Origin of the sequence: Owenweeksia hongkongensis DSM 17368 (genome assembly GCF_000236705.1) — a bacterium.
GTDB classification, from domain to species: Bacteria; Bacteroidota; Bacteroidia; order Flavobacteriales; family Schleiferiaceae; genus Owenweeksia; species Owenweeksia hongkongensis.
This window is the reverse complement of record NC_016599.1, coordinates 3,403,622-3,417,777: the sequence shown is the minus strand read 5'-3', so window position 1 is coordinate 3,417,777 and position 14,156 is coordinate 3,403,622. Positions and strand designations below refer to the sequence as shown.

Annotated in this window: 11 protein-coding genes; 7 read left to right on the top strand and 4 right to left on the bottom strand. The window is 40.2% G+C overall.

Features of this window, described 5'->3' with window-relative positions:
* Positions 1-2: 2 nt before the first annotated feature.
* Both OWEHO_RS14975 and OWEHO_RS18055 read right to left on the bottom strand, forming a co-directional pair.
* Positions 3-1,385 (bottom strand): undecaprenyl-phosphate glucose phosphotransferase, encoded by a 1,383-nt coding sequence (locus OWEHO_RS14975; RefSeq protein WP_014203334.1) that lies wholly within the window; start codon positions 1,383-1,385, stop codon positions 3-5.
* Entirely contained in the window at positions 1,385-3,739 is a 2,355-nt protein-coding gene (locus OWEHO_RS18055; protein ID WP_014203333.1) for a M1 family aminopeptidase, read from the bottom strand. The genes OWEHO_RS14975 and OWEHO_RS18055 overlap by 1 nt, the downstream gene beginning before the upstream one ends.
* Positions 3,740-3,836: 97 nt before the next feature.
* Here OWEHO_RS18055 and recG point away from each other — a divergent pair, with 97 nt between their 5' ends.
* Genes recG through OWEHO_RS14950 form a run of 4 tightly spaced genes read left to right on the top strand, consistent with a single transcriptional unit; the run spans position 3,837 to position 8,690 of the window.
* Entirely contained in the window at positions 3,837-5,936 is a 2,100-nt protein-coding gene (recG, locus tag OWEHO_RS14965; RefSeq protein WP_014203332.1) for an ATP-dependent DNA helicase RecG, read from the top strand.
* 3 nt (positions 5,937-5,939) lie between these two features.
* Complete coding sequence (locus OWEHO_RS14960; protein ID WP_143764631.1) at positions 5,940-6,695, top strand: sulfotransferase family protein; 756 nt, start codon at positions 5,940-5,942, stop codon at positions 6,693-6,695.
* A complete protein-coding gene (locus tag OWEHO_RS14955) occupies positions 6,685-7,515 on the top strand; it encodes an ABC transporter permease (RefSeq protein ID WP_041628306.1) in 831 nt (276 codons plus the stop codon). Before OWEHO_RS14960 ends, OWEHO_RS14955 begins: the two co-directional genes overlap by 11 nt.
* A complete protein-coding gene (locus tag OWEHO_RS14950) occupies positions 7,512-8,690 on the top strand; it encodes an ABC transporter ATP-binding protein (protein ID WP_014203329.1) in 1,179 nt (392 codons plus the stop codon). Before OWEHO_RS14955 ends, OWEHO_RS14950 begins: the two co-directional genes overlap by 4 nt.
* Before the next feature lie 30 nt (positions 8,691-8,720).
* On the opposite strand, the gene OWEHO_RS14945 is transcribed toward OWEHO_RS14950, so the two are convergent.
* Entirely contained in the window at positions 8,721-9,410 is a 690-nt protein-coding gene (locus OWEHO_RS14945) for a sulfotransferase family 2 domain-containing protein (RefSeq protein ID WP_014203328.1), read from the bottom strand.
* 6 nt (positions 9,411-9,416) lie between these two features.
* Here OWEHO_RS14945 and OWEHO_RS18050 point away from each other — a divergent pair, with 6 nt between their 5' ends.
* Genes OWEHO_RS18050 through OWEHO_RS14930 form a run of 3 tightly spaced genes read left to right on the top strand, consistent with a single transcriptional unit; the run spans position 9,417 to position 12,004 of the window.
* The gene (locus OWEHO_RS18050) at positions 9,417-10,070 is read left to right on the top strand and encodes a sulfotransferase (RefSeq protein ID WP_014203327.1); all 654 of its coding nucleotides are present in this window, start codon (positions 9,417-9,419) and stop codon (positions 10,068-10,070) included.
* 24 nt (positions 10,071-10,094) lie between these two features.
* Entirely contained in the window at positions 10,095-11,141 is a 1,047-nt protein-coding gene (locus OWEHO_RS14935) for a glycosyltransferase family 2 protein (RefSeq protein ID WP_143764629.1), read from the top strand.
* Entirely contained in the window at positions 11,138-12,004 is an 867-nt protein-coding gene (locus OWEHO_RS14930) for a glycosyltransferase family 2 protein (protein WP_014203325.1), read from the top strand. The genes OWEHO_RS14935 and OWEHO_RS14930 overlap by 4 nt, the downstream gene beginning before the upstream one ends.
* Here OWEHO_RS14930 and OWEHO_RS14925 read toward each other — a convergent pair.
* The gene (locus OWEHO_RS14925) at positions 12,001-13,923 is read right to left on the bottom strand and encodes an O-antigen ligase family protein (RefSeq protein ID WP_014203324.1); all 1,923 of its coding nucleotides are present in this window, start codon (positions 13,921-13,923) and stop codon (positions 12,001-12,003) included. The two genes, OWEHO_RS14930 and OWEHO_RS14925, sit on opposite strands and share 4 nt — an antisense overlap.
* Between the last annotated feature and the right edge of the window lie 233 nt (positions 13,924-14,156).

Here is a 14,156-nt window from a genome sequence, read left to right as displayed (position 1 = left end):
AACTATTCGGAACTACCTTTCAAAGTGCTGAAAATAGTAAGCCCAATTATCTTCACATCTAATAGCACAGACCAATTTTCAATGTAGTACACATCTGTTTTTACACGAGCTTCCATCTCTTCCGTAGTTCGGGTTTCCCCTCTGTATCCACTTACCTGCGCCAATCCGGTAATTCCTGGTTTAGCAAAATGGCGCACCATGTATTTATCAATTAGTGCTGTATATTTTTCGGTATGTGCCAACATGTGCGGTCTTGGCCCTACTACAGACATTTCTCCTTTCAATACATTAAAAAACTGAGGCAACTCGTCAAGATTATGCGTGCGCATAAAACGCCCAAAGGACGTCACTCGCGCATCGCCTACCGTAGCCTGAAGCGAATCCGCAGCTTCATTTACCACCATACTCCTAAACTTATAAATAGTAAAAGCACCATCCTTGAGCCCTGTTCGCTTTTGCTTAAAAAATACCGGTCCTTTTCCAGAAAGCTTTACACCAACAATCAATATCGAAAATAGCCATGGGAAGATTGTGAATATTACAAATAGAGAAAAAGTAATATCCCCAAAACGCTTTAAAAGTCTGCTGTGCAAATACTCTAGCGGTTCTTTACGTTGCACTAAAATCGGCACATCGTGGTAAAAATCAATTTCTACTCCTGTGGCGTGTTCCACTCCCAGGTCTGGCACAATTCGGAAACGAATCAAATTTTCATCAGCAAAATGCAGCCACTTTAAAAGCCTCGGATCTCCCGATGGGTAGGCACAAAATATTTCGTCCACCTCATTCTTTTTCAAAAAAGCCAACACATCTTCTTCCCTACCCTTGGTGGGAATGCCTTCAATGGGAGAATCTGAAAAATAACCGCTTATGGCCAAACCATACTCTGGATGGGATTCTACAGCTTTGTAAAACCGTAACAAACCTGCTCCAGAACCTAAAAGCAAAACAGGTCTAAAGTGAGATCCCCTTTTGCGATAAGCACGTAAAAAGCGCAGAAAATAAAATCGCCAGGGAAGCACACTCACAAAAAAAGCAATGTAAAAATACGTGAGGAATAATCGCGAGTACTCGTCTTTTTTGAGACTTACCAATAAGAGCAAGAGTATAAAGAGATGAATGAAGAATACATTCAGCACTTTGGATGTAGCCTTTCGTGGCTCCATCGTTCGGTGCATATCGTAGGTGCGAAATAAGAAAGCAAGAAGCACCCATGAAAAATTGAAGAATACCGCCAGCTGCACATAATAGTCGTAATACTCGGTATTTTGAAGCTTAAGCTCATCAAAACGGAAAGCCACCGCCAAAAGGTAGCAACCATTCAGCAGGAGCAAATCGCCAAGTATAATTATGAACTGAAAAAAACGTGCGTAGCGCGACTGCATTATTCGAGATTTAGGCCAAATGTACGGTTGACCAAGCGTTTCTGGAAATCATCCCAAACATTCATTTGGCTTTCAACATATTTATCAATCACCTCCTTGCCCGATTCTGTAGAATAATTGGCATTTAAATTTTGTCTGGCATTTCGGCTTAAAGTTCGGTTTAGACTAAAAAGTGCATCAAAATAATTGGCCGCAACCTCATCATCAAAATACTGTAATGCTCCCAAAGCTTGCATGGCATTGATGCGCGTTAAAAAATCATAGCCCGAAGAAGTGTAATCAATCAAATCCTGTAAAGCTTCTTTATCTTGAAAAATAGCCGTGCGATAAAGCAGAACGACCACCGCTATTTTATTATCCGGTACCCCTGGGTTTTCCATCCAAAACTCATCGTTTAGCCATGCATTTTCTTTTGGGTCAGCTCCTGCTATACTTGTATTTATTGCGCTTTCGCGTAATTCATAAGAATCACCTTTTCGCAATTCAGCCACAGCTTTCATTAATTTCCCTTCTGGATTCTTTACAAGCTTAATTGCTTCTTTTTGAAGTTGCACATCTTTGCTTTGCAAAGCCAGCAAAAGCAGTTCATCTGATTTTGGGTAATTGGCTTCTACCAATTGTTTAAGGGCTTCTGCTCGTACCGAGAAAAACTCGCTTTCGTTTTTTGTAACCTCTATCAAAAAGGTTTCTTTTTCTTCAAGAGAATGCTGCTCTGCATTTCTCACAGCATAATACCTATCAAGTAGCGCCAATGATTCCTCGTATTGAATTTGTAAATATTCAATTGGCTTGTTTTCTGTTATATCAGCTAATACGTGCATATTAGGATTGACAATCCAGTATTTGCATCTATGATTTTGACCCGGCATAGATGTAAACTCCGTACTAGCACTATCTGTAATCAGCCATAGTTCATTTTTCGATGGTTCCTGACCTTCAATCGCAAGCTTCATATCAAAAAACATATTCAAGTATGAATCACTTGTATGATTAAAAACCATTACACCATCTTCTTTGACCTTTGAGGTTACTTTTGCTGCTGGTTCGCCCGAAGAGTAAACCCATTTTTGAAAAAAGTAAGAATAATCTGTTCCAGCAACCTGTTGAATCGCACTATTCAAAGAATCCGTGGTGACCAACCCAAAAGCATTTTGCTCCAAATAGTATTTAATAACCTTATCAAACTTTTCTTTACCCAAACTTTCGCTCAGCATATAAAGCACCCAAGCCCCTTTTTGATAAAACCGAGCTGAACCCGCTTTTCCACTTCCCAAAGGCACCGTATCAATTTTTGAAGCTTCAAAAACCATTTGAGCGGCTTTGTATCGCTCCCAGTCAAAAAAGTCTTGACCATACAAGTGCTTCTCTGAAAGCCATTGGTAATATGTTGCAAAACCTTCGTGCAACCAATGTTCGTCACTACCTGTGGCTGTCACCAAATTGCCAAACCACTGATGCGCCAGTTCGTGGGCATTCACGTAGGTGTAGTTTCTATCGTTAAAAGCTACCTCATCCACCAAAAAGAAATCGCCAAAAATGGTGGCCGTGGTATTTTCCATCGCCCCATGCTGAAAGTCCTGAACGGGCACTTGCTTGTAGTTTTCCCATGGATAAGGCACGCCTATTTCCTTTTCCAGAAAATTGAAGATCTCTTCATTTTTATAATAGTACCACTTGTAATCTTCCTCCCTATCGGGGTAATAATATTGCCAAAGCGAAACACCTGATTTGCTCACGGTTTTCCTCAAAGCGTATTTCCCAATTGCCAACATCATAAGGTAGCTACTGTGTGGTTTAGCCATTTTATAATGCCAGCGAATTTGATCGCCTTCTTCTTCCTTTGAAACCAAGGAGCCATTCGAAATCACCTCGTACTTGCTATCAAAAAGCACTTCAATCTCGGTAATTAGTTTGTCCGTTTGTTCATCAAAATGTGGTACCCAGTGGCGATTGTCTATCCCTTGGCCTTGCGTCCAAACTTGCCTGCGGCTTAGCCCCGTTTCATCATTCCAGCCAATAAAAAACATTCCTCTTCGCGGGTGAGCGGTGTATTTTATAGAAATAGAATTGGAATCTAACAGCTCTTCTGGCCACAGCCAAATACCTTTGTTATCTGAAGCATATTTCACCTCTGCATTATTTACCGTCACTTTTTCAAACTCCATATTCACGCCATTCAAGTAAATAGAATCAGTTGTAGTGTCCGCTTTAAAAGCTAACTGAACCTTGCCATAGACAGCGCTTTTGTTTGTATCTAGTTCGAGAGAAACATGGAGATGGGTGAAATCTATTGACTGGGCAATAAGAAATCTAATAGCACCCAAAAGGAATAAAAAGCAAAATCTAATTTTCATGTGGCTAAATTTAGCTTTTGTAGTAAAGATGATAATGTGGAAAACAACATTTTTCCAACATCCTCCATTCCATTGCTCTTCCTATTTTTGACCATCTATGCAAATCCTTCAAACACCCATAGAATATTTAAAGGGAGTAGGTCCGGCCAAGGCTGATCTGCTGAAGAAAGAATTGCGCATTTTCACCTATCGTGATTTGCTCAATCTCTTCCCTTTTCGCTATGTGGATAGAAGTCGGTTTTACAAAATCAATGAAATTTCTTCTACCGAAACAGAGGTTCAGATAATTGGTAAAATCACCAAATTGGAAGAAGTGGGCGCGGCTCGTACCAAAAGGCTTACCGCTCACTTTGTGGACGAAACTGGGAGTGTAGAATTAGTTTGGTTTAAGGGTGTTAAATGGCTCAAAAATTCGCTGAAGCTTAATCAGCCCTATGTGCTATTTGCCAAGCCGAGTATGTTCAACAACCGCTACAACTTTGCGCATCCTGATATAGAATTATTAGAAGAATTTAAAGCTAGTCCGCTACAAGGATTGCAGCCTGTATATCCTTCTACTGAAAAGCTGAACGGCAGAAACATTAACGCGAGGACGCTGGCCAAGCTTACGCAAACATTGCTTCCACAGCTCAAAGGTGCATTGCCAGAAATCTACCCCCCAGAATTTCTTAAAGAAAACGGACTCGCCCCTCGCGAGGCCTCTTACTTTGAAGTTCACTTTCCTAAAAATGTGGAGCGGCTTGAGAAAGCAAGATACCGCTTGAAATTTGACGAGTTCTTTATGCTTCAGCTGGATATGATTCGCCAAAAGAAAATACACCAGATAAAGCAGCGGGGTTTTGCTTTTTCCGCTTTAGGCGAAAACTTCAACAACTTTTACAATAATGAATTGCCTTTTGAGCTTACCGGAGCACAAAAAAAGGTACTAAAGGAAATCCGTAAGGATATAATGCATGGTCTGCACATGAACCGCTTGGTACAAGGAGATGTGGGAAGTGGCAAAACCATAGTGGCACTGATGTGTATGCTGATGGCTATTGACAATGGTTTTCAGGCTTGCCTAATGGCGCCCACTGAAATACTAGCCACCCAGCATTATAACGGTTTGAAAGAGTTGGTTGAAAATTTACCAGTAGAAATTGCTTTACTCACTGGCTCTACTAAAGCTGCTGCTCGAAGAGAGCTTCATGCCAAATTGGAAGACGGAAGCCTAAACATCCTCATTGGCACCCATGCTTTGATAGAAGACAAAGTGAAGTATAAAAATCTGGGCATGGCGGTAATTGATGAACAGCACCGTTTTGGCGTAGCCCAACGTGCTCAACTTTGGAAAAAGAACACTCTTCCTCCGCACATTCTTATCATGACAGCCACTCCTATTCCGCGCACATTGGCCATGTCTGTTTATGGAAATCTTGATATTTCGGTGATTGATGAATTGCCTCCTGGAAGAAAACCCATAACCACGGTGCATCGCTATGATTCCAACAGGCTAAAGGTTTTTGGTTTTATGAAAGATGAAATTGCCAAAGGCCGACAGGTGTATGTAGTGTACCCCCTAATTGAAGAATCCAAGCAAATGGATTACAAAGATTTGCAGGATGGCTATGAAAGTATTGTTCGAGCTTTCCCCAAATCAGATTATCAAGTAAGCATTGTACATGGCAAAATGAAAGCCGCTGACAAAGAGTGGGAAATGCAGCGATTTGCCAAAGGTGAAACCCAAATTATGGTGGCCACCACTGTAATAGAGGTTGGTGTGAATGTTCCCAATGCATCGGTAATGGTAATAGAGAGTGCTGAGCGATTTGGCTTAAGCCAGCTGCATCAGCTACGTGGACGAGTAGGTCGTGGTGCGGAGCAGTCTTTCTGTATTTTGATGACCAGCCACAAACTGAGCAGCGATGCCAAAACAAGGATTAAAACTATGGTAAGAACCAATGATGGTTTTGAAATTTCGGAAGTAGACATGAAGCTTCGTGGACCTGGAGATTTGATGGGAACACGTCAAAGTGGAATTTTAAACCTCAACATTGCTGACCTGATGAAGGACGGAGCCATTTTGGAACAAGCCCGAAATGCCGCTATTACCCTTTTAGAAAAAGACCCACAGCTACGACAGCCTGAGCATTATGGTATTTTACAACACTTTAACAGCCAAGTGAAACGTAAAATGCAGTGGGGAAGAATCTCCTAAATCTTGACTACTTTCGAAGCCATGTTTAAAAAGCGAAAAATTGACTTCCTGGTAATCGGTGCCCAAAAGTCGGGGACAACTTCGCTTTATGAGTATTTAACAGCACACTTGCTTATTGATTCTGCTAAAAAAAAAGAGGTTCATTACTTCGACTTCAACTATGACGAAGGAGTAAATTGGTATCATAAGCGATTCCTATGGAAACGTAATCACTTGCAGGGGGAAGCAACACCTCATTATCTTTTTGATGCAAATTGTGCAGCTCGAGCCTTTAAATACAATCCAAACCTAAAGCTCATTACTATCTTGCGGAATCCAATTGGCCGTGCTTTTTCACATTATAAAATGAACGTCAATCGAGGAGCCGAAAATTTATCCTTTTTAGATGCTTTAAACAAAGAAGATGAGCGTATTTTGGAAACTAAGAAGCTGGAATATGGAAGTTCGAAGGCCGTGTATTCGTACAAATCGCGAGGACTTTATGCCAAACAGCTGAACGGGTGGTTGGAACATTTTCCTAAAAACCAATTGATGGTTTTAGACTACGAACGGTTCTTCAAAAACCCATGGGACGAAATCCAAAAGGTGTATCGTTTTTTAGGCTTACCAGATTATCATGGCTGTTTGAAGGATTTTACCTCCAATAAGAATGTTGGTAACATGAGTATACCTGAGGATGCAGAAACCCAATTAAGGCAGTATTTTGCAGAACCTAATAGAATTCTTGCTCAGCAATACGGGATCAATTTTGAAGAGTAATACAAAAACCATAATTACGTCCAAAGGGTCGAGTATTTCAAATGCACTTACCGAACTTTGGCGCAGCCCTGCCCTTATTAGAGCATTTGCCTCAAGAGACCTTTATGTCCGTTATGCTCAAACCTATTTGGGTTTTGCCTGGAGTATCATTCAACCCCTATTTGGCCTTGCCACATTATTTGTCTTATTCAACAAAATTGCAGGCATACCTACTGATGGTATTCCATTTTTAGCCTTTGCTTTAAGCGGTTTGATTTTTTGGAATTACTTCAATTATGTGCTTTCACAGTCAGCGGGGGCAATAGTAGCCATGCAAGCCATGGTGAAAAAAATATACCTCCCAAGGTTAAGTATCCCTACCGCCAAAGCACTTGTAGGACTTGTTGATTACTCCGTTGGACTTGTTTTACTTATCGGCACCTGCCTGTATTATGATATAAGCTTGAAAGGATTGCTTTTCCTTCCAATTATTTTAGCTGGCACTGCCATGGGAGCTTTGGGTATTGGTCTCACTATTAGTGCCATTTCGTTACGATATCGCGATTTACAGCAAATTATTCCATTTGCTCTTCAGCTATTATTTTTTCTCACTCCAGTAGCTTACCCTACTTCTATGCTGGTCTCACTCTTAGGTAAAGAGTGGCAATGGTTAGTGTACCTCAATCCTTTGGCTGGAATGCTAGAGCTATTTAGAGGTTTTTTGTTTGGTACCGATTTTAGTACCATGGCCTGGCTTTCAATTATCATAACTCCCGTATTGCTTTTTATAGGTTTATTGAGCTTTGTAAAGGCAGATAAAAAAATGGCAGATATTGTATGATAGAAGAGTTTGGCATACATATCAAAGACCTTGTAAAGGAATACGAAATTAACAAAGGGGGAAATAAACGAAAGTTTAAAGCCCTGCAAGGGGTTAGCTATTCAGTAAAGCGAGGAAAGATTACAGGGATAATTGGCAGCAATGGCTCTGGAAAATCTACCCTTCTAAAAATACTTTCGCGCATCACCTACCCCACATCTGGTTCGGTAGAAATTACCGGAAATGTTGCTTCTCTTCTTGAAGTTGGCACAGGCTTTCATCCAGAGCTAAGTGGTAGGCAAAATATTTTCCTCAACGGCTCTATCCTTGGGATGTCACGCTCAGAAATAAAAGCCAAGTTTGATGATATTATAAATTTTAGCGGTGTAGCCGATTTTATTGATACCCCTGTAAAACACTATAGCAGCGGCATGTACGTTCGTCTAGCATTTTCTGTAGCTGCAAACCTTACCCCAGATATACTTTTGGTGGATGAAGTACTGGCAGTGGGAGATGCCACGTTTCAGCAAAAATGTTTGGAGAAAATGAATGACGCCAGTACAAAGGATCATCGAACGGTGGTGTTTGTAAGCCACAATATGAGTGCCGTACGCCAACTATGTGATGAAGTAATTTGGCTAAAAGAAGGACAAATTGTTCAGGTTGGAAGTCCTGATGAAATAACAGCAGCGTACCTTCAAAGCATGGATATCCTGAGCAAGGAGCTACCCATTGGTTTACGCACAGACAGAAAAGGTGTAGGAGGAGCAAAAATCACTAAGCTTCAATGGAAGAATCAGGAAGAACTTTTGCAATCTGGAAAGCCTGCAGCGTTAGAAATTGAATATGAAGCAACCGAAATGCAGGAGATAGCCAATCTAAATTTCAGACTTAATATTTTTAATGAAAATGGCGAGTATCTTACTTCACTGAGTAACCAAATGGCTAATTTTCCTTTTCAGCAGGTTGCGGCCAAAGGCCGCTCTGTGTGCCGTTTTGATAGGCTTCCATTAGCTGAAGGCTCCTACTATATTACTACCAATTTGTTTATTAATGGAATAAAGTGCGACCGGGTTGAGCGCGCCTTAAGCTTTAAGGTTATTCAAGGAGATTATTACGGAGCCGGCCTAACAAGCTTTAGAGATAGTCCTGGGGTATTTATTGATCAGGATTGGATTTATGGGAAAGAGCTTTAGAGTTGGCCCTTATTAAGGTGGTTGATTGTATCAGCACAAATTTAACCTAGTTAAGCCCGCTTCATAAAGCTGCAAATCATATTGGTTTTTCGCTAAAATGACCGCCTCATATTTTAATGCCATTTCATGTTCTTTTGCTTTTTCGGGATTTACATTTTTTCGTTTTACATCGCCAATATCAATAGAAAGTTTTTTGCTTAAAATAGCTGCACTTTTATCCATCTCTTCGGTAATCCCTACAAATTCGAAACGAGACTTCACGTTTTTTAAAGCCTCCTCGAAACAAGCTTTACTAGTAAGGGAAGTGTCATACAAGCCGCCACCCAATCTTTTTGTTTGCCAATCTTGGGCAAAGGATGTTTCCAAAAAATCTTCAAAACTCATCCCTTTCAAATATTGATCACCCTCAAGAGTAGAACGCTGAAAATGCCAGTAGTGTGAAATAACTCTAGCAACAGGATGCCTTAAGAATGTGATTTTAAAGGCATCTTTAAACATGTTCTCCATCTCTGGTTCCCACCCAAAATGACCAATACCTAAGCTCTTTTTGTTTGTCGCAAAATCGCGCACACCCGTTTTAAAGTTTTCAAATCCATAAATAAGCTGAAGTTCTTTTGGCTTAAATTTTTTCTTCAGCGCTTTTTTTACTGCCGTCCCCCCTGTTTTAGGTATATGCAGAAATAGTACTTTCGTCTTGTTTCTAAAAATCTTTAAAATCATTGGCGTATTAAATCACCCATTATCATAATAGGAATGCACCGAAGCGGTACTTCTTTGGTAGCTAAAGTACTTGAAAAGGCCGGAATTTTTATGGGCGTTATCAAAGACCATAATTATGAGGCTATGCACTTTTTGAGTCTCAACCAACAGACTTTATGGGCGGCAAGCGCTAGTTGGCTGGAACCCAAAGTACCAGAAAAATTATTTTGGAAAACCATTCCTGCGAAAGCTTTATATAATGAACATTTTAAAATAAACGGGAAACTTCAGCAACTGAGTTATGCGTTAAAATCTCCAGCTTGGGGATGGAAAGATCCGCGAAATACATTTACATTAAATATGTGGCTAAGCCTTTTCCCTAATGTAAAGGTGATACATGTAACACGTGATTGCGAAGAAGTAGCTAAAAGCCTTTCCAAGCGAAACACTGTAAAAGGTGAAGTAAATGATCCACGACTAAATGATATGAACTTTAACCGTGAGCTTTGGAAAAAGTACATTGATCAAGGAAGAAGTTATAAAAACCTACTTGGAGATAGATATTTCGAAATTGACTATCACGAGATTTCTACATTAAATAAAACTGCCATTACTCAACTTGAAAAATTTACAGGAAAGCAACTCAGCCAACTTTTTGCTCATTACGTAAAAACGTCATAAACCTTTGTTTGTAAATCACGTATTTTGCCCTCTTTAGCCACTATGCCCAAAGTATCTGTAATAATTCCAAACTATAACCACGAAGCCTATTTGCCGCAGAGGATTGAAAGTGTGCTTGCACAAACTTTCACCGACTTTGAGCTTATCATATTGGATGATAAATCACCAGACAATAGCCGTGAGGTAATAAATGAATATGCTGGATTAAATCCGAATATCAAAACCGTTTTTAATACCGAAAACACGGGTAGCACTTTTTCTCAATGGAATAAAGGTGCGGAGATGGCTAAGGGCGAATATCTTTGGTTTGCTGAAAGTGATGACTATTGCGAGTCCACTTTATTGGAAGAGCTAGTCCCACTTTTGGATAATAACCCTGATGTGGGTATTGCTTACGCTCAAACGTATTTGGTAAACGAAGAGAGTCAGATAATGAATAGCTACTCCAAAAATTTGGAGTTTATCTATAAAACTAAAGAGTGGGAAAAGGATTTTGTAAAACCAGGGAAGGAAGCAGGGAAAGACTGGTTGTACTTCCATAATCCGATCCCCAATGCTAGTGGAGCCATTATCCGTAAATCTGTTTATATGGATATTGGCATGGCTGACACTTCCATGAAACTCAACGGAGACTGGTTTCTCTATGCTAAAATATTAACACATAGCAACCTTGCATTTTGCGCTAAGCACCTCAACTATTTTAGAGTACATGAGCACACGCAGCGTCACCGTGCTCGAGCTACAGGACAAGTTTACAATGAAATAATTACCATCAACAACTATTTGCGTGAGCACATCCCAGGTAGTGATGAAAATGCAGATAAAGCCATGGCTATAGTAGCTAGATGGTGGATTGGTAGCTTATTTTTTCAAAAGCGAAATGCGGGCTATGTGCGCACCAACTGGAAACTGTACACTACTTTCAGAAAATACTATCCCTGGCTCCTGCCTCGCATTTTGTATCACATCCTCTTTTTGATGGTGCGATTTGTTATTAGGGCAACCGGATTGCTCAAGCTTGCCAAGCAGCTCAGAAACTGGTTATTCCCTAAAAAATACTTTCAACATTGAGTGTAACTTTCTCCATTATAATTCCAGTGTACAATGCCGCGAAAACTTTAGCGGACACGCTGCAAAGTATCGCTGCCCAAACTTATCCTCACTTTGAAGTGATTTGCGTGAATGATGGAAGTACCGACAGATCTGCGGAGATTTTACAAAAGTGGAACAAGGCCAATCCCAAAATAGATTTCACATTAATAAATCAGGAAAACGGAGGGCTCGGCAATGCACGTAACCGTGCTATCCGTGCTTCTAAAAACCCTTGGGTGGCTTTTATTGATGCCGATGATATTTGGCTTCCAAATAAGCTAGCCGAAATATCCAGCAATCTCACCAAAAATCAAGCAGATGTTATTTATCACAGTTTTACCACTTTTGGCGGCAGCCGTGATAGAAACAGGGATATCTTTCCTATTCACTCAATCGAAGACCTTCTTACAAAAGGAAACCCATTAATGCCTTCGGCTGTGGTGATTCGAACTGGCTTACTTTTAGAATTTCCATTTAGCGAAAATCCAACTGTGCATGGAGCTGAAGATTTTGACCTATGGTTAAGGTTGCTGCAAGCCGACAAAAAATTTAAACACCTCGATAAGCCCCTAACCAAATACCGAGAGACTGGTGGTATGAGCACTCGTATTTTGGAGCATTTAAAGCACGTGGTGAATGTGATTTCAAAATACCACGAACTAGCTTGGTTTGATGATTCAATTTATCAGAAAGCCATAGCTCGCAAAAACTGGGAGGTAGGCCGATTTTATCACAAAAACGGAAAATTTGAAGAGGCAAAAAAGTTTTATAATAAAGCCGGTCTCCTTACTCAAAACCAAAAGCTAATTCAACTTTTAGCTATATTAAAAATCTCCCGTTAATGCTTTTTCCACTCCCGATAAAAGGCAAGCATTTGTGCAGGTGTTTTAGGGTTTTTACTTCGTAAGTATTGAACCAAAGAATTATATTCACCATGCTCTTCAAAATTACCAACCAGAGCTGGAAGTATGGCTTCCATTATTTTTTGATACCTCGGCCCTTTGGTGTTTCTAAACATATATTTCATTTCGCCATAAGCAGAAATATAATCGCCTTTGTCCAAATATATTTCTGCTGAGCTCATGCGCGCAGCTTCCATCACTGGCGATATTTCGGTAGCTTTATCATAAGTTTCCAAAGCCAAATCTGTTTGCTTTTGGGCCTTGTATACATTGCCTAATTGGTTAAGCGCAATAATATTGTAAGGGGCCACATCCACAGCTTCTAAACCATCTTGCATAGCACCATTAATGTCTTTCAACACTAACTTGCCTAAAGAGCTGTAATAGCGAATTGGGTTGGCGAAATTATCCATGTTGTAGTAAGGGTTCAGGGCTTCTTCCGCAGCGGGAATCATGCGCTGAGCATTTCGCTGAGAGTTGGCGTCCAGTACCTTCACACTTGCCTTTTCACCTTGCCAGCGATAAGCACAAACCGTGGTAGAAAACACCCCCAGCCCCAATATTATTACCATAAGTGCTCTTGCCGAAACATTGGATCCCTTAACCTGATCAAGCTGAACGTTTCTAAAAACCAAAGCCAGCATAGCAACCACCAAAAGCCCATGACTCGTACGTTCAAGTGGAAAATCTGTTAATGAAAAAACAAGGTATGCCATCAAGCCAAAGCCAACCGAAATATCTATTGTCAAATCCTTTTTATTGAGGGGCTGCTTAAAGCTTTTAGCTAATTGTAAAAAAGCTAAAGCAAAAATTCCAACATAGAAAATAAGCGCCAATGGACCCGCCTCGGTAAGCACCCATAGATAGTCATTGTGTGGTCGCTGAACATGAGTTATCCCTTGGAGCACACTATTCTCAAGACCTTGTAAGCCATATTTTGGAAAGTTGATTTTCCAGTTACCAGGCCCTACGCCAAGTACAGGGTTTTCTTTCAGCATTTCCAGGCTGTTGTTCCAAAAAACAAATCGGTTCTCCAAGTTAGTCGTATCAGAAACAGAACTGCTCACTTTAGCTGCAGAAAACAATGCTATCAAGAGCACAACCGCCATACCCGCAGCCAACCCAATTTGTTTGATAGGAAATTTAACATCCAAAGATTGGCGTTTACGTAAAGTGAAAAACATTAAAAGAAATGCAAAGGCCGAAATAAAAACTGCCAACCATACTCCACGAGTACGGAGCACGAAAACTTCCGCTATCAATAAGAACGTTAGAAAAAGACTTAAGCTCTTCCATCCTTTTTCTAGAATAACGGCTCCCATTATAGCGAAAGGCAGACAGAGCATTATCACCGATGACAAAAGGTTTTTATGACTAAAAGTACCGGACACCACATATATATTAGAAATGAAATCTCCACTACCAAGCGCTTTCAATATTTCAAATAATGTGATTACACCGGCAATAGTGCCAAAAATAACAACACCTTTTATTAAGCTTTCTGGGTTCAGTTTTTTTGCTTGAAACAAAACAGTAAGAGCCGTAAGCACACCAAACGACAGCATATATCTACTTATTGTAGCCCAGCTTTCAACTGGGTTTATGGCTGCGGAAACAGCTATCATATTTATTACTAAAAAACCAACAAAACTCAGAAGCATCCAACCAACCTTAGCTTTAGAAATACTCTTATTTGCCAACATAGCCAAGATCAAAAGCACAAGCCCCACTGAACCAAACAATTGGTGCGGAATTAAGGTTTTATCTACTAAAGTCTTTACATACACCAATGGCATTAGTGCAAAAAGGAGCATAGTAATTGTGGAAAGAATGTTGTTTTTTTGCTTCGCTTGAGCCATAAAAAATTCAATTTGCGGCTAAAAGTAAACATTGCGGAGCATTGTATTAATTTTGAAAGCTTAGTTTTTCACTTTCGCCCATTTACCCTCATTTAGATAAAAATTTGAAGCCATAGGCAACGAGAAATCAAATAGAAACAAAGAACGCACCTGGAAGGAGCATAGTTACCGCGTTCACAACTATTATAAGCGTACTGGGCGATATACTTTTATTGGTAAAAACCTGCTTCGCC

Excerpts from the sequence above, each read along its gene's own strand:
- OWEHO_RS14975 (WP_014203334.1), bottom strand. The coding sequence starts at position 1,385 with ATGCAGTCGCGCTACGCACGTTTTTTTCAGTTCATAATTATACTTGGC.
- OWEHO_RS18055 (WP_014203333.1), bottom strand. The coding sequence starts at position 3,739 with ATGAAAATTAGATTTTGCTTTTTATTCCTTTTGGGTGCTATTAGATTT.
- recG (WP_014203332.1), top strand. The coding sequence starts at position 3,837 with ATGCAAATCCTTCAAACACCCATAGAATATTTAAAGGGAGTAGGTCCG.
- OWEHO_RS14950 (WP_014203329.1), top strand. The coding sequence starts at position 7,512 with ATGATAGAAGAGTTTGGCATACATATCAAAGACCTTGTAAAGGAATAC.
- OWEHO_RS14945 (WP_014203328.1), bottom strand. The coding sequence starts at position 9,410 with ATGATTTTAAAGATTTTTAGAAACAAGACGAAAGTACTATTTCTGCAT.
- OWEHO_RS14925 (WP_014203324.1), bottom strand. The coding sequence starts at position 13,923 with ATGGCTCAAGCGAAGCAAAAAAACAACATTCTTTCCACAATTACTATG.